20 protein-coding genes and 1 tRNA gene are annotated in these 21,777 nt (G+C 66.2%); 13 read left to right on the forward strand and 8 right to left on the reverse strand.

The window, feature by feature from the left end:
• Positions 1 to 81: 81 nt before the first annotated feature.
• Positions 82 to 564 (forward strand): Lrp/AsnC family transcriptional regulator, encoded by a 483-nt coding sequence (locus tag EAO78_RS06710; RefSeq protein WP_122105069.1) that lies wholly within the window; start codon positions 82 to 84, stop codon positions 562 to 564.
• Positions 565 to 708: 144 nt separating this feature from the next.
• Here EAO78_RS06710 and hpt read toward each other — a convergent pair whose 3' ends face one another.
• Positions 709 to 1,278 carry a hypoxanthine/guanine phosphoribosyltransferase gene (gene hpt, locus EAO78_RS06715; protein ID WP_122105070.1) on the reverse strand — a complete coding sequence of 190 codons (570 nt, stop codon included), beginning with the start codon at positions 1,276 to 1,278 and terminating at the stop codon, positions 709 to 711.
• A gap of 216 nt (positions 1,279 to 1,494) precedes the next feature.
• Between hpt and EAO78_RS06720 the strand changes: the two genes are divergently transcribed.
• Positions 1,495 to 2,088, forward strand: coding sequence for a hypothetical protein (locus EAO78_RS06720; protein WP_122105071.1), 594 nt, complete (start codon positions 1,495 to 1,497; stop codon positions 2,086 to 2,088).
• Between the two features lie 91 nt (positions 2,089 to 2,179).
• Here the strand turns inward: EAO78_RS06720 and EAO78_RS06725 are convergent, their stop codons facing one another.
• The gene (locus EAO78_RS06725; protein WP_122105072.1) at positions 2,180 to 2,401 is read right to left on the reverse strand and encodes a hypothetical protein; all 222 of its coding nucleotides are present in this window, start codon (positions 2,399 to 2,401) and stop codon (positions 2,180 to 2,182) included.
• 145 nt (positions 2,402 to 2,546) lie between these two features.
• Between EAO78_RS06725 and aroC the strand changes: the two genes are divergently transcribed.
• Entirely contained in the window at positions 2,547 to 3,734 is a 1,188-nt protein-coding gene (gene aroC, locus EAO78_RS06730) for a chorismate synthase (RefSeq protein WP_122105073.1), read from the forward strand.
• Between the two features lie 185 nt (positions 3,735 to 3,919).
• On the opposite strand, the gene EAO78_RS06735 is transcribed toward aroC, so the two are convergent.
• A complete protein-coding gene (locus tag EAO78_RS06735) occupies positions 3,920 to 4,789 on the reverse strand; it encodes a ZIP family metal transporter (RefSeq protein ID WP_122105074.1) in 870 nt (289 codons plus the stop codon).
• Positions 4,790 to 5,042: 253 nt separating this feature from the next.
• On the opposite strand from EAO78_RS06735, the gene gyrB reads away from it, so the two are divergent.
• The 3 genes from gyrB to EAO78_RS06750 all read left to right on the forward strand — a co-directional run bounded on the left by gyrB (position 5,043) and on the right by EAO78_RS06750 (position 12,903).
• A complete protein-coding gene (gene gyrB, locus EAO78_RS06740; RefSeq protein ID WP_122105075.1) occupies positions 5,043 to 8,258 on the forward strand; it encodes a DNA topoisomerase (ATP-hydrolyzing) subunit B in 3,216 nt (1,071 codons plus the stop codon).
• Positions 8,255 to 10,738 (forward strand): DNA gyrase subunit A, encoded by a 2,484-nt coding sequence (gene gyrA, locus EAO78_RS06745; RefSeq protein ID WP_122105076.1) that lies wholly within the window; start codon positions 8,255 to 8,257, stop codon positions 10,736 to 10,738. The genes gyrB and gyrA overlap by 4 nt, the downstream gene beginning before the upstream one ends.
• Before the next feature lie 83 nt (positions 10,739 to 10,821).
• Positions 10,822 to 12,903 (forward strand): AMP-binding protein, encoded by a 2,082-nt coding sequence (locus EAO78_RS06750; protein WP_122105077.1) that lies wholly within the window; start codon positions 10,822 to 10,824, stop codon positions 12,901 to 12,903.
• Between the two features lie 45 nt (positions 12,904 to 12,948).
• On the opposite strand, the gene EAO78_RS06755 is transcribed toward EAO78_RS06750, so the two are convergent.
• Complete coding sequence (locus EAO78_RS06755; protein ID WP_122105078.1) at positions 12,949 to 13,416, reverse strand: redoxin domain-containing protein; 468 nt, start codon at positions 13,414 to 13,416, stop codon at positions 12,949 to 12,951.
• A gap of 110 nt (positions 13,417 to 13,526) precedes the next feature.
• On the opposite strand from EAO78_RS06755, the gene EAO78_RS06760 reads away from it, so the two are divergent.
• The 3 genes from EAO78_RS06760 to EAO78_RS06770 all read left to right on the forward strand — a co-directional run bounded on the left by EAO78_RS06760 (position 13,527) and on the right by EAO78_RS06770 (position 15,305).
• The gene (locus tag EAO78_RS06760) at positions 13,527 to 14,726 is read left to right on the forward strand and encodes an LEA/WHy family protein (RefSeq protein WP_122105079.1); all 1,200 of its coding nucleotides are present in this window, start codon (positions 13,527 to 13,529) and stop codon (positions 14,724 to 14,726) included.
• Positions 14,727 to 14,896: 170 nt separating this feature from the next.
• Complete coding sequence (locus EAO78_RS06765) at positions 14,897 to 15,175, forward strand: Sec-independent protein translocase subunit TatA/TatB (protein ID WP_122105080.1); 279 nt, start codon at positions 14,897 to 14,899, stop codon at positions 15,173 to 15,175.
• A 57-nt stretch (positions 15,176 to 15,232) separates the two neighbouring features.
• Positions 15,233 to 15,305 (forward strand) — tRNA-Arg (locus EAO78_RS06770).
• Between the two features lie 44 nt (positions 15,306 to 15,349).
• Here EAO78_RS06770 and EAO78_RS06775 read toward each other — a convergent pair.
• Positions 15,350 to 16,780 (reverse strand): DEAD/DEAH box helicase family protein, encoded by a 1,431-nt coding sequence (locus EAO78_RS06775; RefSeq protein WP_122105081.1) that lies wholly within the window; start codon positions 16,778 to 16,780, stop codon positions 15,350 to 15,352.
• 50 nt (positions 16,781 to 16,830) lie between these two features.
• On the opposite strand from EAO78_RS06775, the gene EAO78_RS06780 reads away from it, so the two are divergent.
• The gene (locus EAO78_RS06780) at positions 16,831 to 17,781 is read left to right on the forward strand and encodes an alpha/beta hydrolase (RefSeq protein ID WP_122105082.1); all 951 of its coding nucleotides are present in this window, start codon (positions 16,831 to 16,833) and stop codon (positions 17,779 to 17,781) included.
• Positions 17,782 to 17,823: 42 nt separating this feature from the next.
• Positions 17,824 to 18,177: a hypothetical protein gene (locus tag EAO78_RS06785; protein WP_122105083.1), complete on the forward strand. Its 354-nt coding sequence runs from the start codon at positions 17,824 to 17,826 to the stop codon at positions 18,175 to 18,177.
• A gap of 34 nt (positions 18,178 to 18,211) precedes the next feature.
• Here EAO78_RS06785 and mvaD read toward each other — a convergent pair whose 3' ends face one another.
• Complete coding sequence (gene mvaD / locus EAO78_RS06790; protein ID WP_122105084.1) at positions 18,212 to 19,210, reverse strand: phosphomevalonate decarboxylase MvaD; 999 nt, start codon at positions 19,208 to 19,210, stop codon at positions 18,212 to 18,214.
• A 209-nt stretch (positions 19,211 to 19,419) separates the two neighbouring features.
• Between mvaD and EAO78_RS06795 the strand changes: the two genes are divergently transcribed.
• Entirely contained in the window at positions 19,420 to 19,752 is a 333-nt protein-coding gene (locus EAO78_RS06795) for a 2Fe-2S iron-sulfur cluster-binding protein (RefSeq protein WP_122105085.1), read from the forward strand.
• 44 nt (positions 19,753 to 19,796) lie between these two features.
• On the opposite strand, the gene EAO78_RS06800 is transcribed toward EAO78_RS06795, so the two are convergent.
• Entirely contained in the window at positions 19,797 to 19,943 is a 147-nt protein-coding gene (locus tag EAO78_RS06800) for a rubrerythrin-like domain-containing protein (RefSeq protein WP_238987641.1), read from the reverse strand.
• A gap of 257 nt (positions 19,944 to 20,200) precedes the next feature.
• Positions 20,201 to 20,995: a DUF7847 domain-containing protein gene (locus EAO78_RS06805; RefSeq protein WP_122105087.1), complete on the reverse strand. Its 795-nt coding sequence runs from the start codon at positions 20,993 to 20,995 to the stop codon at positions 20,201 to 20,203.
• 533 nt (positions 20,996 to 21,528) lie between these two features.
• Here EAO78_RS06805 and EAO78_RS18115 point away from each other — a divergent pair.
• The coding region (locus EAO78_RS18115) for a hypothetical protein (protein ID WP_203227842.1) at positions 21,529 to 21,777 on the forward strand (249 nt) is incomplete at its 3' end.

Raw genomic sequence — 21,777 nt, forward strand, 5'->3', positions numbered from 1 at the left:
CGGATCGATCGGTCGATGTTGGAGTCGACTCCGAGTATGTCGGTCGGAATATATACGGATCCGTAACGTGAACCCGGATATATGGACGAGCGCGACGTGCGGCTGTTGAAGGCGATCGCGGACCTCGGGACCGGGAGTCCGGAGGCACTTCACGAGGAGACGGACATTCCGGTGTCGACCATCCACTACCGATTGAACAACCTCCGGGACGCCGGCGTGATCGAAAACGACCTCTACGACTTCGATCACGAGGCGCTCGGACTCGGCGTCACCGTCCTCGTCGAGGTGCTCGCCGATTACGAGTGTTCCCACGAGGAGTTCGCCGAACGACTCCTCGACATCGAGGGCGTCACGGAGGCGTTCTTCACCATGGGCGAGACCGACTTCGTCGTCATCGCCCGACTCTCCTCGTCGGACACCGTCGAACGGCTCATCAGCGAGTTCGAGGCGATCGAGGGCGTCGAGCGTACCAACTCGACGTTCACGATATCGACGCTGCGCGACGAGTCACGCGCCCCGGCGACCTACGAACTCGACACGCTGATCGAGGAGCTGACGGACTGACGTTCTCCCCCGTCGGACCGGACGATGGAGCGACGTCCCGGGAACCATCGGCCATCGGCCGTCGGTGGTCGGTACGTGGGTAGTCGGTGGTCGGTACGTCGGGATGGAACCCACGGAACCCGTACGATCCCCGGACGCGAACTGCTACTCGTCGCCCTGGGCGTCGACGATAACGACCTCGCCGTCCTCGACGGTGACGTTGATCAGGGTCTTCACGTCGTGGTCGGTGTCGTCGAGCTCGTTCTCGCCCGCCTTCTTGATCACGGCGACGACGTCGACGACCTCCGCGCCGACCTCGTCGGTGAGCGCGTCGAGGATCGCCTTCATCGTGCCGCCCGTCGAGAGCACGTCGTCGAGCACGAGGACGCGGTCGCCCTGTTCGACGTCGTTGATGTACATCTCCGACTCGGAGTAGCCCGTCTCCTGGAACAGCGGGACCTCGCCGTCGAGACCGTACTGGCGCTTGCGGATGACGACGAGCGGGATGTCGGTCATGAGCGAGAGGGCGGTGGAGATGTGGATCCCCATCGCGGCGGGGGTAACGATCTTGTCGACGTTCTCCAGCTCCGCCTTCCGGATGATCCGGATGACGATCTCCCGGAGCAGCTCCGGTTCGAGCATCGGGACGCCGTCGCTGATCGGGTGGACGAAGTACTGGTACTCGCCTTTCTCGATGATCGGCGCGTCGAGGAGCGACTGCCGCAACTGGTCCATGTCGCCGGTACTCGGGGCGATTAATAAAGCGTGGCGATCCCCCGATTCCGTGGATCTCGGTGTCATGGACCGCGTTCGAGCATGGCGCCGTCCCGTACCGCGAAAACGTTCCCGAGGAGCCCGTCGGGAACCTCCACCGTCTCCCATGTCCGGCGGCCGTCTCTGAGCGTCTCCTCCCGAAGGAACATTTAACTCGGCGTTTCCGTACGTAACCCCATGGGCGACTCGACGGAGCCGGGTCGAGACGACGGGTTGCCGAAGCGGACTCGGGCCCACCGGGGTGGCGGACACAGCCCGCGACGCGGCCCACCGGGACGGGAGACGAGAGCGGCCACGTCGAACTACCGCAACGAGTTCCTGGCCATCGGGAACCGGGGTGGGAGCGAGAAGGACCGGATCGGGACCCTCCTCGCCGACTTCGGCCGGATCGTCGGTGAGGTCGGGGCCCTCACGCTTCCGGTCATGCTGTACCTGCCGTTCACTCCGGCTCGGGAACCGCCAGCGCTCTTCGAGACGTGGCTCGTGGCCCTGACGACGATGGTCGTCGTCGCCACGCTGATCAGAAACGGTCTGATCGCTTCACCGCCTCTCACGGACGCTCCGGGGTGGGCTCGCCTGTTTCCGACGCTGATCCTCCTCAGACTCGTCTACTTCAACGGGACCCTCCTCGCGGCGATCCACGGCGGCGGCGCCGTCGGCGGCGTAACGGGCGTGACGTCCGCCGGACTGTTGTGGGCGCTCGTCGTGGGCGGAACGGCCACGCTGCTGTTCCCCCGAGTGGTCGACGAGTGGATGGCTCGGCGGGCGTGACGCGACCGAACCGGCGACGCCGCCCCGTGCCGAGTGAGCGTGGGGGTTCCCCTACGTCGATTCGATGGCGGTCTCGCACACGTCGAACCACTCAGATGTCTTCCCGGCTGTCGATCTCGCTATAGATGAACCAGGCGATGGTGTACGCGCCGATGAACAGCAGGTAGCCGAACACGAGCCCGACGAGCTGGCGGGAGCCGAGCCCGCCCGGCAACGTCCGCGAGAGGATCCCGAGCGCCACGGCGAACACGACGAGCGAGAACAGGCCCGAGAGGGTGTACACGCCCAGATCGGAGGTGAGACGATCGCGCACGCCCTTACCAACGGTATCGGCTTATAAACTCGCGTCGGTCGCGGCGAGGCGGGGCCGGTCGGTGCCCGGAACGGGCGCGACCGGTCGACCGCTCGGCCCGTTCACGGATTGCAACCCCTATATGCCCCCGGCCACACGTGAGGGTATGAACGGGAACCGGTTCGGTCGCCTCTTTCAGGTGACCACGTACGGCGAGAGCCACGGCGACGCGATGGGCGTGACCGTCTCGGGCGTGCCCGCGGGCGTCGAACTCGACGAGGAAGCGATCCAGGCGCAGCTCGACCGACGCAAGCCGGGACAGTCGATGATCACCACCTCGCGGGGCGAGCCCGACGAGGTCGTCGTCAACTCCGGCGTCCAGGACGGCTACACCACCGGCACCCCGATCGGCATGGTCATCCAGAACAAGGACGCGCGCTCCGGCAAGTACGAGCCGTACGTCACCGCGCCGCGGCCCTCGCACGGCGATTACACCTACTCCGCGAAGTTCGGGACGCGGAACTGGGGCGGCGGCGGACGCTCCTCCGCGCGGGAGACCGTGAACTGGGTCGCCGCCGGCGCGGTCGCGGAACAGGTGCTCGACGCCTCCGACCACGACGTGGAGATCAAAGCCCACGTTAACCGCATCGGCGACGTCGAGGCGGACGACGTGAGCTTCGAGCAGCTCCTCGCCGAATCGGAGGGGAACGACGTGCGGTGTGCCGACCCCGAGGCGGCCGCCGAGATGCAGGAGCTGATCGAACGGTACCAGGAGGAGGGCGACTCCATCGGCGGCTCCATCTACTTCGAGTGCCGGGGCGTCCCGCGCGGGCTGGGCGCGCCGCGGTTCGACGGCTTCCCGGCGCGGCTCGGACGGGCGATGTTCTCCATCCCGGCGACCACCGGCGTCGAGTTCGGCCTCGGGAAGGACGCGGTCGACGTCGCCGGCAGCGACCGCAACGAGGACTGGACGTTCGACGACGGCGAGTCGTTCGAGCACGTCGAGAGCGAGGAGGGGGACCCGGTTCCCGTCGGCAACGACCACGGCGGGCTCCAGGGCGGGATCACGACCGGCGAGCCGATCTACGGCGAGGCGACGTGGCACGCGCCCACCTCGATCCCCAAGAAGCAGCGCTCCGCGGACTGGGAGACCGGCGAGGAGAAGGAGATCCAGGTCGTCGGACGGCACGACCCCGTCCTCCCGCCGCGCGCGGTCCCCGTCGTGGAGGCGATGTTGTACTGTACGGTCCTCGACTTCATGCTGCTCGCCGGCCGGATCAATCCCGACCGCGTCGACGCGAACCCCGGCCAGTACGACACCGAGTACCATCCGAGTAGCCCGCGTAACGAGTAGCGAGTCGGGACCGGGACGTTTCTTGGTTCCGGCGCGCGTGACGCGAGGACGACCGACGGGAGTCCTCGCCGCGCGCGAGGGAGCGGCGACCGCGCCGCCGCGCGGATCCGGCGGCGCGGTCGGTGCGAGGCTGGGGAGGGGTGAGGTGTTGGAGAGGGGTGAGGTGCGGGTGTGGCGGTCTTACCTTACACTACGACCACCGCGTCGACGACGACCAGCAGCACGAAGCCGACGAGGAAGGCCGCGGTCGCGGCGTCGGAGTGACCGTGACCGTGCGAGGAGGGGATCATCTCGCGGAAGACGACCGCGAGCATCGCGCCGGCGGCGAACCCGGCGGCGACGGGGAAGAGTCCGGTCGACAGCGAGACGAGCGAGAAGCCGACCGTCGCGGCGAGGACCTGCGGTATCGTTCCCGAGAGCGCCGTGTACGCCAGCACGCGGAGGTTCCCCATCCCGGTGTCGGCCATCGGGATCGCGAACGCGAAACCGTCGGGGACGTTCTGGAGCCCGATCACGACAGCCAACACCAGCGCGACCTCCTCGAGTCCGGAGGCGAACGCCACGCCGATGGCGAGCCCCTCCGGCGCGTTGTGGAGGGTGATCGCCCCGCCGACGAGCAGCGCCCGGCGGAGCGCGGCATCGAGGATCGCGGCCCTCCCGTCGTCCCCGTCCGAGTCGTCCGAACCGTCGGAGCCGTCGGCTCCCGTCGCCGTTCCTTTTCCTACCATGCCCGCGGCGTCCGCACGGGTCGCGCCCCCCTCCGCGCGCCACCCGCGATAGCGGGCGTGGAGGTGCGGGATGAGCCGGTTTCCCGCGAGCAGTCCGGTCCCGCCGACGAGGAGCCCGAAGAGCACCGCCTCGAGACTTCCCTCCTCGGTCCCGGGGAGGATCAGCCCGAACACGCTGGCGGCGACCATCAACCCCGCGGCCAGACCGAGGGCGGCGTCGTACGTCCGGTGGCTCACGCGGCCCCGGACGAACACCGGAAGCGCGCCGAGGCCGGTCACGAGCCCGGTCGCGCCGGCGATGCCGATCACGGTCGGCAGCGTCGTCATGGAAGGGCCTACCGACGAAGGTGGGATAAAACCGTCCACCTCGGCTCCGATTCCAGCGCGACCGACGTCGAACGCTCCCGCGACGCTTGAGTCAGGACGTTAAAGACGGAACGTCCTCGCGACTCGGACGGTCTCACGACGGCACCCCATCGTCTCACGACGGCATCGCTCGGGACTTCATCGACTCCTTCGCTCACGCCCGCGCGCGTGCGCCGGGTTTATAACCCATCACGGACTATCCACGTCAAGTTCTATGCCAGAGGAGACCGAATACGGAGCCGGCCAGATACAGGTCCTCGAGGGGCTTCAGGCCGTCCGCAAGCGTCCGGCGATGTACATCGGGTCCACGGACGGACGCGGGCTCCACCATCTCGTCTACGAGGTCGTCGACAACGCCATCGACGAGGCACTCGCGGGGTATTGTGAGGAGATCGACGTCACGATCCACGAGGACGACTCCGTGAGCGTCCGCGACGACGGACGCGGGATCCCCGTCGACACCCACGAGAAGTACGACCGGCCGGCGCTGGAGGTCATCATGACCGTCCTCCACGCGGGCGGGAAGTTCGACTCGAAGTCCTATCAGGTGTCGGGCGGTCTCCACGGCGTCGGCGTCAGCGTCGTCAACGCGCTCTCCGAGCGCCTGGAGGTCGAGGTGAAACGCGACGGCGGCGTCTACCGCCACGAGTTCGAACGGGGCGAGCCCGCTCCGGACGGGTTCGAGCGCGTTCGCGATCTCGACCCCGACGAGGGGACCGGGACGCACATCCGCTTTTGGCCCGACGACGACGTCTTCGAGACGACCGACTTCGAGTTCTCGACGCTCTCCAGTCGGCTCCGCGAGCTCGCCTTCCTCAACTCCGGCGTGGCGATCACGCTTTCGGACGACCGCGACGGGACCCGCGAGACGTTCCGGTACGACGGCGGGATCCGCGAGTTCGTCGGCTACCTCAACGAGACGCGCACGCCGATCCACGACGACGTGATCTACTTCAACGACGAGGAGAACGGCGTCCACGTCGAGGTCGCGATGCAGGCGACCGAGGAGCTTCAGGGCTCCGTCCACGCGTTCGCGAACAACATCAACACCCGCGAGGGCGGCACCCACCTCACGGGATTCAAGACGGCGCTCACCCGCGTGATCAACGACTACGCCAACGAACACGGGCTCGTCGACGACCTCGACGCCAACCTCAAGGGCGAGGACGTCCGCGAGGGGCTCACCGCAGTCATCTCGATCAAACACCCCGATCCGCAGTTCGAGGGCCAGACGAAGACGAAGCTCGGCAACAGCGAGGTCCGCGGCGTCGTCGAGTCGGCGACCCACGCCAAGCTCGGGACGTTCCTCGAGGAGAACCCCGACACCGCCCGGAAGATCGTCCACAAGGCCGCGGAGGCCGCCCGGGCCCGAAAGGCCGCGAAGAAGGCCGAGGAGCTGACGCGTCGGAAGTCGGCGCTCGAGTCGACGGCCCTGCCCGGCAAGCTCGCGGACTGTCAGACCCGGGACCCGACCGAGGCGGAGCTGTTCGTGGTGGAGGGCGACAGCGCCGGGGGATGCTTTACCGGTGACACAGAGGTCGCGCTCGCGTCCGGTCGATCAATTTCCTTCGAAAGCCTCGTCGAGGAGCACGAGGACGGTGAGACACATTACTGTTACACCGTTGATTCCGACGGCAAGATCGACCTTCAACGAATTACGAATCCGCGTGTCACGAAGGAGGATGCGAACCTCGTGGCAGTCACTCTCGACAACGGCGAGACGATACGGTGTACGCCGGACCACGAGTTCATGCTCAGAGACGGGAGCTACTGCGAGGCGCAGGACCTCGAAGACGGACAGTCGCTTATGCCGCTATATCGAAAAGAGTCGGACACTGCCGAGGATAACATCACTATTGACGGCTACGAAATGGTGAAACAGCCGGTGAGGGGTGATTTCTGGGAATTTACGCATCTCTTGGCCGATCGATACAATCTAGAGCGTGGGCAATACGCGGAGGATGACGGTGAGCATAAACACCACGTAGACTTCGACAAGCGGAACAACCGTCCGGACAACATCCAGCGGCTTCCGAAAGACGAACACCTCGAGTTACATCGCGAACACGCAGAACGAACACTCCACACAGAGGAAGTCTACGAGAAGCTGCGAGAACTCAAACAGAGCGAGGAGTTCCGCGAGAAGATGAGCGATCGTATGCAGCAAGAAGAGACCGTAGAGATCCTCCGCGAGCAGGCCAAAGAGCAGTGGGAAGACGAGGAGTACCGTGAGTTCATGCGAGAAGCGTGGCAGGAGTACTACGATAATAATCCCGAATACAGAGAGCGAGTACGCGAACGCCTCACCGAAGAGGCACGGAAATACTGGGCAGACGAATCTCACCGAAAGAAGCAGTCCGAGCGAGTTACGGAGTACTACGAGGAAAACCCGGAAGCGATCGAAAATCGACGGGAAGAGGCGAATGAACAGTGGGAAGACGAAGATCTCCGTGAGTGGCGGAGTGAGAAGACCGAAGAACAGTGGGACGACGAGTTCAGAGAACAGCGGATGGAGGCGTACAACCAGACGTACTTCGAGAACACGATCCCGTTCATGAAGGACGTTCTCGAAGAGGAAGGGGATCTGTCGAACTACGGCGAACGTAGACGGGAAGAGAACGATCCGAACGTCCTCACGAAAGCGACGACGATAGAGAAATTCTTCGAGGGAGAATCAGAACTACTTGAGGCCGTACAGGCCCACAACCACTCGATCGTATCTGTGGAACCTCTCGAAGAGACCGAGGACGTGTACGATCTTGAAGTACCCGAAACGCACAACTTCGCTCTCGAGTCTGGGGTGTTCGTCCACAACAGCGCCAAACAGGGCCGGAACCGCGAGAACCAGGCGATCCTCCCGCTCAAGGGGAAGATCCTCAACGTCGAGAAACACCGGCTCGACCGCATCCTCGAGAACGACGAGATCCGCGCGCTGATCACCGCGATCGGCGCTGGGATCGGCGAGGAGTTCGATCTCGAGGACGTCCGATACAACAAGATAATTCTCATGACGGACGCCGACGTCGACGGAGCTCACATCAGAACGCTCCTCTTGACCCTGCTCTACCGACACATGAAGCCGCTTTTGGAGGCCGGCTACGTCTACGCGGCTCAACCGCCGCTGTACCGGGTCCGGTACCGCGGCGAGACGTACGACGCGATGACGGAGGCCGAACGCGACCGTATCGTCGAGGAGGAGTGCGACGGGAACCCGACGCAGGTCCAGCGGTTCAAGGGGCTCGGCGAGATGAACCCCGAACAGCTGTGGGACACGACGATGGACCCGGAGAACCGCCGGCTCAAGCGGATCACGATCGACGACGCGGCCGCCGCGGACCGGATGTTCAACGTGTTGATGGGTGATGCGGTCGAACCGCGCAAGCAGTTCATCAAGGAGCACGCGACCGAGGCGGAGTGGGTGGACATATGAGCTCGGACGTCCCCGACGTCGACCCGAACGACGTCCGCGCCGCACAGGTGACGAACGCGCGCATCGAGGACGAGATGGAGCAGTCGTACATCGACTACGCGATGTCGGTCATCGCGGGTCGCGCGCTCCCCGACGTTCGCGACGGACTCAAGCCCGTCCATCGGCGCATCCTCTACGCGATGCACGAGGCGGGCGTGACGAGCAACTCCGCACACCGCAAGTCCTCCTCCATCGTCGGAGAGACGATGGGTGATTACCATCCGCACGGCGACAGCGCCATCTACGACACGCTCGCGCGGATGGCCCAGGACTTCTCGATGCGATACCCCCTCGTCGACGGCCAGGGGAACTTCGGTTCAGTCGACGGCGATCCGCCCGCGGCGATGCGGTACACGGAGGCGCGGATGGCACCCATCGCCGAGGAGCTGCTCGCCGACATCGAGCGCGACACGGTCGATTTCACGTCCAACTACGACGATCGACTCGAGGAGCCGTCGGTGTTGCCCTCGGCGGTGCCGAACCTGCTCGTCAACGGCTCGTCCGGCATCGCCGTCGGGATGTCGACGAACGTCCCGCCGCACAACCTCGGCGAGGTCGTGGACGCGACCGTCGAGCTGATCGAGAACCCCCACGCCACCGTCGAGGACCTGATGGAACACGTGAGGGGACCCGATTTCCCGACCGGCGCGAACATCGTCGGGCGAAACGCGGTCCACAAGGCGTACAAGACGGGTCGCGGCCGGATCCGGGTCCGCGCCGAGTTCGAGGTCGACGAGGAGGAGGGTCGGATCGTGATCACGGAGCTCCCCTTCCAGCAGAACAAGTCCCGACTCGTCGAGCGGATCGCCGAGGACGTCAACGAGGGGGCCATCGAGGGGATCCGCGACCTCCGCGACGAGTCCGACCGCGACGGGATCCGCGTCGTCGTCGAGCTCAAACGCGACGCGATGGCGGAGGTCGTGAAGAACCAGCTGCTGGAGAGCCACCTCGAGCGGACCTTCGGCGTGATCAACCTCGCGTTGGTCGACGGCTCGCCGCAGGTGCTCGACCTGAAGGAGACGCTCGAACACTACGTCGAGCACCGCCGCGACGTGGTCCGTCGACGATCGAACCACGAACTCGCCGAGCGGGAGGACCGCGCGCACATTCTCGAGGGACGGTTGAAGGCGCTCGAGAACGTCGACGACGTGGTCGAGACGATCCAGGACTCCGACGATCGTGACGCCGCGAGGGCAGCGCTGGAGGCGAAATTCGAGTTCACGGAGCCACAGGCCGAACACATCGTTCGGATGCAGCTCGGGTCGCTCACCTCCCTGGAGACACGCGAGATCGAGTCGGAGTACGAGGAGGTCACGGCCCGGATCGAGCGGCTGGAGACGATCCTCGACGACCCCGACGAGCTCGATTCGGTCATCGTCGAGGAGCTGGAGGAGATGAAGGCGGAGTACGACGACGAGCGCCGGACGAGCTTCATCGAGGACACGGGTTCGGTCACCCACGAGGACCTGATCCCCGAGGCCGAGTGTATCGTCGTCATGAGCGAGGACGACTACATCAAGCGGATGCCGCTCGAGACGTTCCGGGCACAGAACCGGGGCGGCAAGGGGATCATCGGGGCGGACCTCAAGGAGGGCGACCGCGTCTCCTCGGTGTTCGCCGCCAACTCCCACGACTACCTGCTCGTGTTCACCAACCACGGACAGATCTACCGGCTGAAGACCTACGAGATCCCGGAGATGTCCCGAACCGCTCGGGGGAAGTCGGCCGTGAACCTGATCGATCTCGACGACGGCGAGGAGATCGAGGCGGTCGTGAACACCGACGACCTCGACGACGACGAGTTCCTCACGATGGTCACCCGGGACGGGTACATCAAACGAACCGCCGTCGACGAGTTCGACAACATCCGGTCGACCGGGATCCGGGCGATCCGCCTGGAGGACGGCGACGAACTCGTCGACGTCGAGGTGACGGACGGCGGGACCCACATCGTCATCGGGAGCCGCGACGGGATGGCGATCCGGTTCGACGAGGACGACGTCAGAGCCATGGGCCGGACGGCCCGCGGCGTGATCGGGATCGACCTCCGGGAGGGCGACCGGGTCGCCGGCGTGGCCGCGATCGACGCCGACTACCACAACTGGGTGTTGACGGTGACCGAGAACGGCTACGGGAAGCGGTCGGACCTCTCGGAGTACCGACCGCAGTCCCGAAACGGGATGGGGCTCGTCGACATCAAGACCGGCGACCGCAACGGTGAGGTCGTCGCCATCGAGGCGGTGACCCACGGCGACCACCTGATCGCGATGAGCGCGGACGGACAGATCATGCGGACCCGCGTCGAGGAGATCTCGACGGTGAGCCGGAACACGATGGGCGTCATCGTGATGGACCTCGAACCCGACGACGAGGTCGCGTCCGTGGACATCGTTCTCGAGGCGGCGTACTCGGACGCGGACGAGGAGGAAGGCGGCGAGTAGGTTTCCCTCGATCCCGGACCCGATCGAAGACGGGGGACGTTCAGGAAAGTTACTTACTGTCCCCGCGGGAACGGTCCGTAGAGATGGACGAGTACGAGGGGATATCCGAGGTAGTCCACGAGCCCGATCCCGAGTTCGCGGAGTCGACGAACGTCGCCGCGTTCATGCGGGAGTACGGGATCGACGACTACGAGGAACTGATCGCGCGGACGACCTCGGACGTCCCGGGCGAACCCGAGTCCGGCATCGACTGGTTCTGGGACGAGATCGTCGACTACCTCGACATCGACTTCTATACCGACTACGACGCGGTCCGAAACGGCGCGGATCGGAGCGCCGCGGGCGACCGGACGCGGTCCGGTGACGGCCGAACCGGTCCGCAGTTCACCGACTGGTATCCCGGCGGCGAGATCAACGTCGCCCACAACGTCGTCGACCGCCACGCCGCCGTCGACTCGCCGAACCGGAACCGCGTCGCGCTGATCTGGGAGGGAGAGCCCGGCGACGTCCGGGAGGTCACCTTCCACGAGCTGCACCGCGAGAGCAACCGCGTCGCCAACTACCTCGAGTCGGTCGGGGTCGGGACCGGCGACACGGTCGGGCTGTACATGCCGATGGTTCCGGAGGTGGTCTCGATCCTCTACGGCTGTCTGAAGGTCGGGGCGATCGTCGTCCCGATCTTCTCGGGATTCGGCCGGGAGGCGACCGCGACGCGGATCGACGACGCCGAGCCGAGCGTGCTCTTCACCGGCGACGGGTTCTACCGGCGCGGGAGCGAGGTCCGGCTGAAGGCGACCGCGGACGCCGCGATCGACGACGCCGGCCACGTCGACCACACGGTCGTGTACGACCGGCTCGGGGGGACGCCGGACGGCGACGGGAACGACGGCGACGACTCGGGTGACGTCGACCCGGTCCCGTGGGACGACGACCGCGACGTGACGTGGCGCGAGGCGGTCGGGTCGCGGCCCTCGACGTACGACACCAAACGGCTTCCGAGCGACCGGGAGTCGATGCTGCTCTACTCCTCGGGAACGACCGGGACGCCGAAGGGGATCGTCCACACCCACGCCGGCGTTCTCACGCAGTGTGCCAAGGAGATCCACTTCGGCTTCGACCAGAAGCCCGCCGACCGCTTCTTCTGGGTCTCCGACATCGGCTGGATGATGGGACCGTGGACGCTGATCGGCAACCACGCCTTCGGCGGGACGGTGGTGATGTACGAGGGCGCGCCGGACCATCCCGAGCCCGACCGGTTCTGGGAGCTGATCGATCGCCACGGGATCACCCAGTTCGGCATCTCGCCGACGGCGATCCGGGCGCTCCGCAAGCACGGCGACGAGTGGGTCGAGGGCCACGACCTCTCCTCGCTCCGGATCCTGGGCTCCACGGGCGAGCCGTGGGACCCCGAGTCGTGGAACTGGTTCCACGGGACCGTCGGGGGCGGCGAGTGTCCGATCATCAACATCTCCGGGGGGACGGAGATCTGCGGCTGTTTCCTGATGCCGATGCCGAACCAGCCGCTGAAGCCGTGTACCCTCGGCGGGCCGGGGTTGGGGATGGCCGTCGACATCGTCGACGAGGCGGGCGAGTCCGTCCGCGAAAACAACGAGCGGGGCTATCTGGTCGCGCGCGACTCGTGTCCGTCGATGACGAAGAGCCTCTGGTCGGGCGACGAGCGCTACCTGGAGGAGTACTGGTCGACGTGGCCCGACCTCTGGGACCACGGCGACTTCGCCCAGAAGGACGAGGACGGCTTCTGGTTCCTCCACGGCCGTGCCGACGACGCGCTCAACGTCGCCGGCCGGAAGGTCGGTCCCGCCGAGATAGAGGGAGTTCTCATCGACCACGACGCCGTCAACCAGGCCGCCGCGGTCGGCGTTCCGGACGAGACGACGGGGACCGCCGTCGTCGCCTACGTCGTGCTCGAGCCGGACGTGGAGCCGAGCGAGGAACTCCGCGAGGAGCTCCGCGAGCTGGTCGGCGAGGAACACGGCAAGCCGTTCCGTCCGCGCGAGCTTCTGTTCGTCGACGCCTTCCCAAAGACCCAGTCGGGGAAGATCATCCGGCGGGCGATCGGGTCCGTCTACCGGGGCGAGGACCCCGGCGACCTCTCCTCGATGGAGAACCCGGAGGCGCTCGAGGACCTGCGCGACCCGGCCTGAGGATCGCTTCGTCGGACGGGGCGGGTCCCGTCACTCTCCGTCGCCTCACGCCGCCTCCGACACCGCCTCGTCGAGGGCGGCGTAGTCGGGCTCCAGGCCCGAACGCTCCGCGAGCCAGCGGTAGGTCACGGTCCCGTCCGCGTCGATCACGAAGACGGCGCGCCGTGCGACGGTCTCGACGCCGTAGTGCTCGAAGTCCTCGATGACGTCGTAGGCCTCGATCGCGTGGTGGTCCGGGTCGCCGACGAGTCCGAACGGGAGGTCGTACTGAGCGCGGTACGCCGCGAGCGCGTGCGGGAGGTCGGTGCTCACGCCGAGGAGGGTACAGTCGTCGCGGTCGAATCCGTCCCGGAGCGCCTCCATCTCGTCGGTACACGTGTTCGAGAACGCGGCCGGGAAGAAGGCGAGCACCACGGGGTCGTCGCCGAGGTGGTCCGAGAGCCGGAACGGCTCCATGTCGTCGGTCACGAGCGAAGCGGTGAAATCGGGTGCGTCGTCGCCTACGTCGACCATACGAACGCGTCGGAGGCCGGGCGTATCACGGTTTCGACCGGCGACGCCACGTCCGAACTGCCGATGTGATCGAACGACACACCTATGTGAACCGAACGAAACAGCCGGACATGGCCATCGGAAGCGTCGTCTCGGGCGTCCTCGGAGGAAAGCTCCGGATCGCCCTGGTCGGGTTGCTCGTCGTCGGGGCGGCCGTGGGCGGGGCGTTCGCCCTCGGGATACTCGGCGTCCCGAGCGTCGCCGCGATCGGCAACACGTTCGGCGACGTGACGAACGAGACGACGACGATCGAGACCGACCTGGTCGTCTCGAACCCCAATCCCGTCGGGGCGACCTTCGACGACGTCGCGGTGAACTACACGGTGTCGATGAACGGGATCGAGATGGCGCGCGGCGACCGCCAGGGGGTCGGGATCGCCGCCGGCAACTCGACGATCGAACTCGAGACAGCGATGCGAAACGACGCGATCCCGCCGTGGTGGACGAGCCACGTCCGGAACGGGGAACGGACGGAGATCGTCGTCGACGCGACGGTCGCCTCCGGACGGCTCGGCCGGAGCGTGGACTTCAGCCGGAGCCACGAGATCGAGACCGACCTCGTCGGCGCGTTCGAGTCCTCCGAGACGCGTCCGGTGAACGCGAGCAGCGCTCTCGTGGACGATCCGGTCCTCTACGTCAACGAGACCCGCGGCGGATGGGGAACGGTCAGCGAGCGGGAGACGCCGATCGAGATGGAGTTCGACGTGTACAACCCCAACCTCGAGCCGTACGTGGTCAGTCGGATCGGGTACGACATCACGATGAACGGCGTCGAGATGGGCAGCGGCGAGACGGACTCCGAGACGGTCATCCCGTCATACGGCTCCGAGACCGTACCGATCACGACGGTTCTCGAAAACGAACGACTCGACGATTGGTGGGTGACCCACCTCGACGAGGCGACGAACGGCCACCAGCGGAGCGAGCTCCGGATCGAGTTCTACGCGGTGATCGAGTTCCCGACCGGCGACCGGGTGACCGTCCCGCTCGACGAGTTGACCTACGAGGAGACCGTCGAGACCGACCTCTTCGACGAGGGTAACGACGTTCGCGACGGCTCGGGCTCCGGAGACGGCGACGCGGACGACGGTGGCGACGGAAGCGAGACCGATGGAAGCGGAACCGACGGAGACGACGGTGACACGAGCGGACCGGAGGACGACTCCAATACCGACGACGGCTCAGGCACCGACTCCGCCACTGACGACGATTCCGGCACCGACGGCGGGAACGAGAGCGACGACGATGACGACGGGATCGTTCCCCTGTGAGCACGAACGACGCGCCGCGTCGGTTGAACTCGTCGTAACCCCCGTGGATGCTCGTTCCCCGGCGAGGGAGATCGGGAAAACCATCGACTCGGGACGGTCACGCGGCGCTCCGTCGCCGGCTGACTCGTCCAAAAAGACTATAATCGCCACAGGGCTACCCACGTATAGAAATGGTGAACGCGATTCCACTGATCGGCGGCATTCCGGCGGGCCCGGAGCTCCTCATCATCCTGCTCGTGTTGGTTCTCTTGTTCGGCGCGAACAAGATCCCGAAGCTCGCCCGGTCGACGGGACAGGCGATGGGCGAGTTCAAGAAGGGCCGTGAGGAGGTCGAGGACGAACTGAAACAGATGCAGGAGGGCGACCTGGACACGGACGCCGACACGACGACGGAGACGGCCGACGACGACGAGGAGGAGCTCGAAACCGAGAAGGAATCGAGCGCGTAGCCGGCGACGGCGCCTCCAGAGATCCCCGCTCGATCATCCGTTTTTCCTCCCCGCCTCGGGCACGTGGCCTAGTGGACAGGGCGAGGGGTTCCTAACTCCTCGATCGCGGGTTCGAATCCCGCCGTGCCCGTTCCTCGCTCGTTCAACGGCCGCCGGACGACACTCCGTATCGGTTCACCGACGACGACTCGCGACCCGCTCCTCCGCCGTCTCCTCCGAGACGAGCTCGTAGAGTATCGCGCGGCCGTCGTCCTCCTTCGGTCGGAGGACTCGTCCGAGTCGCTGGGTGAACTCCCGCTCGCTGCCGGAGCCGGAGAGGACGACCGCGACGTTCGCGTCGGGGACGTCGACCCCCTCGTCGAGGACGTTCGCGGCGACCACCCGACCGTAGGTGCCCTCACGGAACCGTTCGAGTATCTCGCGGCGTTCGGCCGCACCCGTCTCCGCCGTGATGGCCGGTATCAGGAATCGCTCGGAGATCCGGTAGACGAGCTCGGTGTGTGCGGTGAAGACGATGACCCGGTCGTCGCGGTGGCGCTCGAGGAGGTCCGCGAGCCGCTCGAGTTTCCGGTCGGCGTTCATCATGACCTCGCGGGCGGCGGACTTCGCGAGCAGCGCCTCCCGCGCCCGCGGGTCGTTGCCCGAGCGCATCACCAGCTTCCGATAGTCCTCGCCGCTCGTGAACGTGATCCCGGCCTCGCGGACGTACTCGAGGAAGGTGCCCTGCTTCTCGTCGTATCGCTCGCGCTCCTCGGGCGTCAGCTCCACCTCGATCCGCCGGATGTCGTAGGGTGCGAGGTGCTCGCCGGCGAGGTCGTCGACGTCGAGCGCGTAGACGCGGTCGCCGACGAGCTCTGCAACCGTCTCGTGGGCTCCGTCGGGCCGCTCGAACGTCGCGGTGAGCCCGAGTCGCGCGGGCGCGGCGAGCAGGCGGGCGACGTCCCGATACCCCTCGCCGCCGAGGTGGTGGACCTCGTCGAAGACGACGAGGCCGAACGCGTCGCCGACGTCCTCGGCTTTGAGGTACGCGGAGTCGTACGTCGACACCGTGATCGGCTCCCGACGCTGTTCGCCGCCGCCGAACCGCCCGATCGGCACGTCGAACTCCGTCTCCAGTTCGCGTTGCCACTGCTCGAGGAGGTCGACCGTGGGAACGACGACGAGCGCCGGGACGCCGAGATCGACCATCGCGCGGATCGCGATCACGGTCTTGCCCGCCCCCGTCGGGAGCTCCAGGACGCCCCGGTCGTCGGCGTCGTGCCACGCCGCGAGCGCCTCGGCCTGATACTCCCGGAGGTCGTAGTCGGTCGAGAGCGACAGGCCGGGACCGCCCCCCTCGGCTTCGCTCTCCGCCGATGACTCCCACGTGGGGACCCGGTCGTCGATCGAGATCCCGGCGACCTCGAGCGCCCGGCGGATCGCCGCGTAGCGGTACGCGGGGGCCCGGCCCGTTCCCGAACGGGGGTCGGTCTCGACGCCCGGCAGCGGCGGGAGCGTGGGTGCGTCGCGGTCGGCGTTGCGGTCGGCGTCGTCGTCGCTGCCGCGTCCACCGGGATCGGCGTCGACCCGGATCGTCCCGTTCTCGTACGACAGCCGGACCGTCATCGGTCGGAGTTACCGACCGACTGATAAAGGACCACCGCCTCGGACCGTCCATGCGCGCGGCCGAACTCGACCCCGAACTCGCGGCGGTCGTCGACGAACTCGAGACGCTCGGCCTCCCGGAGTGGCACGACCTCTCCGTCGAGGCCGCGAGACGCCTGGAGGACGAGGTGTTCTCCGGCGAGCCGGAGCCGCCCGTCGCGAGCGTGCGGGACCTCGCGTTCGACGGGCCACACGGGGAGGTCCCCGTCCGGGTGTACCGACCGGAGGCCGCGGCCGATCCCGACGCGGGGTCGGCGGCCCGGACCCTCGTCTACTTCCACGGCGGCGGCTGGACGCTCGGGACGCTCGACTCGATCGACGGCCCGTGTCGCGAACTGGCGACCCGGACCGACTCGGTGGTCGTCTCAGTGGACTATCGCCTCGCGCCGGAACACCCCTTCCCGGTCGCCGTCGACGAGGCGGCCGCCGCGGTCGAGTGGGTCGCGACGGTCGCCGCGAGCTTCGGCGGCGATCCCGATCGGATCGGGGTCGCCGGCACCAGCGCCGGCGGAACGCTCGCCGCCGTCGCTGCGCTTCACGCCCGCGAGTTCGACGGCCCCGAGATCGCGGGGCAGTTCCTGTTGTACCCGATCGCCGGCCACGACTTCGAGACGGACTCCTACCGCGAGAACGCCGACGGGCCGCTCCTCACCCGCGCGGACATGGAGTGGTTCTACGAGCGGTACCTCCGGAGCCCGGTCGACGCCGCCAACCCCTTCGCGGTCCCGCTCCGCGCCGCCGACCTCGGCGACCTTCCGCCGGCGACCGTCGTCACCGCCGGCTTCGACCCGCTCCGGGACGACGGGCTCGCGCTCGGCGACCGGTTCGCCGAGGAGGGGACCCCCGTCGAGGGTCGACACTACCCGGCGATGGCACACGGGTTCTGTAGCCTCACGGACCGCGTCGCGGTCGCCGAGGAGGCGATCTCGGCGGTCGCCGAGGACGTCCGGTCGCGGCTGTAGCGGTTCCGGTACCCTGAACCGTCTAGCCGGAGACGGGTCCGTATGAGCCTCGTCGGATCCCTGATCGCGTTCCTCGTCGGCCTGCTCGTGGGCGGGCTCGCGATCTTCGTCGCCGCCGGCGTCGTCACCGGCACTCGGGACTACGGCCACGCCGTGTTCACGGCGCTCGTCGGGGCGTTCGTCTGGGGAGTCTCGGAGCTGTTCCTCTCGTGGGTACCGGTCGTCGGCGATCTCATCCCGCTTCTCGCGTGGATCTGGGTGATCCGATCGCGGTACGACACCTCGTGGCTCCACGCCGGGATCATCGGCTTCATCGCGTGGGGCGCGGCGGTCCTGGTCCTGGCCGTGCTCCCGCTCGTGGGGATCACCGACGCGGTCGGCGTCCCGTTCGTCTAGAGCGCCCGCGCCCCGCGGGGCGTCGGTGGCCCGTCTAGAACAGCGCCTCGCTCGCGTCCAGCGTGTGCGCCGGCCCGCCGACCTCCCAGACGTCGGTGTCGATCCCGATCTCGGCGATCCGTGACTCGACCTCCTCGACGTGCTCGGCGCGGGTGTTGACGTACACCGACGCGCCGGTGTCCGTCGAGAAGTAGACGTCGACGCCGGACTCACGAAGTTCGCGCACCGCGTTGAACACGGCGATCGTCTCGGGCTGCCAGTAGACCCAGCCCGCCGGGCCGGTCATCGTCGTCGCCGTCAACGACAACGAGTCGTGTTCGGCGGTCCCGTAGATCCGATCGAAGTCGCCCGTGCGGAGGGCGTCCCTCATCTCCACGAGCTGGTCCTGGACGTGGGCGGTCCGCGCCTGCATCATGTGGCTCGCGGCGGCCTCGCGGTGGGCCTCCTCGGTCTCCTTGTACGCCGGGACGTGTGCGGCCACGATCCGGAGGTCCGCCTCGGGATCGAAGCCGTCCTCGCCGACGCCGACGTCGAGCCGGCGGGAACGGCAGTCCGCGTCGTTGAGCCCGGCCTCGAGCAGCGAGTACGCACCGGTCACGGCCCGGGCGGCCGACGAGGAGCCGCGGCGGGCGACGGTGGAGACCTCCGGAAGCGAGAGGTCGAGCCCCGCGGCCTCCGAAAGCGCCAGCGCGGCCGCGGCGAAACCCGAGGACGACGATCCGAAGCCGATGTTCGACGGGAAGGAGTTCTCGCTCTCCAGGCGGACGGCGTGGTCGAACCCCGCCAGCTCGCGGACGTGGTCGACGACGGCGTCGATCCGCTCGGCCGCGCGACCCTCGACCGGATCGCCGCCGATGACGTAGGTGTCCGCCGCGGCGTCCGGCTCCCACTCCACCGTGGTCGTCGTCGCGGTCGGCGCGGTACAGAGGCTGATGCTGTCGTGGTACGGAAGCCGAAGCTCCGCGTCGCGCATCCCGTGATACTTGACGAGCCCCTGGATCGGGTGGGCCCGCGCGGTGACTTTCTCGGTCATTACTCGGGATGGCGGTCGGCGTCGGATTAGTCGTTGCGATGGCCGGGCGGTGACGGGAGGCGACCGCTCCTCGCGTGGCCACTCGACGACGACGGAGGTCATGCGACGACGACGGAGGACATTCGGCGACGATGGAGGGACCTCCCGTCCGCGAACCGCTGCCGTCACCGAGGGGAACCCTTTTGCTCCGTTGGCCGGAAGTCGGTTCCATGACCGACTACACCGTCGAGTTCGTCGGCACCGACGAGACGATCGAGGTGTCCGACACGGAGACGATCCTCCAGCCGTGTCTCGAGGAGGGGATCGCCCAGGAGTACTCCTGCCGGGTCGGCATGTGTCTCGCCTGTTCCGCGAAGATACTCGAGGGGGAGGTGACCCAGCCGGCCGCCCGCGGGCTGACCGACGAGGAGGCCGAGGAGTTCGCGCTCACCTGCATGGCGCGCCCGCAGTCCGACCTGAAGCTCGACCGCGGGAGGTACCCGCCGAGCATCGAGGGGGACGCGGAGTCAAGCGGGCCGACCGCGGCCGCGGACGACGACTGATCCGGGCGACCGGCCACCGGATCCGCTCCCGGCTCCTCGACCGCTTACAGGTCCCGCGATCGACCCAAGTGGAACAGTTCCCCGCCACAGTCACAGCGACCCGCGGTCTCCGAACGCGCGCCGCAGTCGAAACACTCGTACAGTTCCTCCCCCGCTTCCGTACAGTTCGGTCGCATGGTATGAGGTATCATGCCGATTCGGATAGGTTCGTTCCTTATATCCATTGTATTCTTTGATCGGGTATGAGGAATAGCAGTGGACGAACGATCGGATCTACGGTTTCTCGCGTCGTAAGTGGAGGACTCAGGGGAGCGATTCGCAAGCGACACCGTCGCCGGCGGTTCTTTCCCTCATAGGCCTCCGGGGAGACCCACGGTGCGCGCCTGTCACGAACGAGACCGTTCTACGGCTTGTTCCCGGGGCGACCGTAGGGAGGATCCTCGGGGGTCTACGCCTCAATGGAGCGATAGAACGAAACCGAGTAAGTCGCGTAAAACCCACCGAGCACCGCGATCCCGACGACGTAGACGATCACGGCGACCGCGACAAGTACGGGCGAGAATTCAGGGAGCGAGAACGGCAAATCGGCCGGTTGCGGGGTGAAGACAAACGAGGCGAGCCCGCTGATGCTCCCGATCACGACGCCACCGACCAGAAGGATCAGCGAATACCCGAATGTACTCAAGAGGTTCTGTCGCACGAGCGTGACACTCTGCTTGAAGCCGGCGACTAATTCGGAACCACTCAACACGACCGCGTGACCGTAGAACTGGATGAAGAACGCGAACAGCAAATACGCGAACAGGGCCAGCAGGCCGACCACAGTTACGACGGCAAGCACCGCGAGGTTTGGCTGGCCGTTCCCCGCGGCGAAGCCGATGCCTCCGATGATGATCGCGAAAAACGCGACGAAGCCGAGGACGAGGTTGATCGCGAAGATCGCAAGATACCCCAATAGCAATGTCACGTAGTTCCGCTTCCCCTCGGCGATGAACGTGCCCAATTTGGTCCGTCCGGAAAGCGCTTCGTCCGCCATGCCAAGAAGGCCACCCTGAATGAACGGCATTGCCAGAAGTAGAAAACCACTCGCGCCGAGCGAAACGGCGGCCGCAAGAATCGGCTGAGATGGCTGGAGGAGTAGCTGAGGTAGCTGTATAAGACCGTAGAGCCCGACGAGCACGATGAGGACCGGGTTTCGAAGTAACGCACCGACTGCTGGTGGGAGGGACTTGAGGGCTGCCATAGACGGAGATGTACGGCACCTATCCTAAAGGTTGGCATGGTGCTCCGCGGCGGTGTTAAGTTTACAAAACAAACGGGTGCCGGTGTACAGATCGCTGGTACGGGGAGCAACGTGACGCAGACAGTCACCAAAGCTGTCTGTCCGACCTGCGGAGTGGGATACTTGGGACGGTTCTGACCAAGTGGATAGACAAGACCCATTCAGTTTCTGAGCTGTCCCCAATTGTCTGCTGTTCTCTCCGGGCAGTTCCGACGGAATCAACGACTCGGCGATGTACTCCGATGACAGAGAGGCCAGAAAGCATCGATCCGAGTACGTTCATGAGGCCGTAGACGGCCGGAGTGTCAAGAGCAGCGAAGAAACGACCATTCCTTATTCCTCGAACCGATGAGGGCGTAGTGGAGCTTCTGGAGCGCCTGAGGATGAATCCCAATGAGGGCGTGTACGACCTGTCTTACTTTATTCTACAGAATATACATTACTAATATAAATGTTGTTTGTACTCTGGCTTCATATATCGGATACAGTAGAAAATGAACATCCCGAAGAAGATGAAGAACGCCATCATCGAGACAATGCCCGAGAAAACAAGCCCGGACGCCCATTCAACGTCTAATATTCCCAAGAGAAGGAGAACGCCAGATACTGTTAATGTTCCCAACATCAACAAAAATAGTCCCAAAAACTGCTCTATTGAAAATGAGGTACATGAGCGGGATCATAGTGTTTTGACGAGTTTCTTGAGGTTGTTGAGTGCGAACGAGAGGATGATCTCACGGAAC

The organism is Halobellus captivus, assembly GCF_003697845.1.
GTDB classification, from domain to species: Archaea; Halobacteriota; Halobacteria; order Halobacteriales; family Haloferacaceae; genus Halorubrum; species Halorubrum glutamatedens.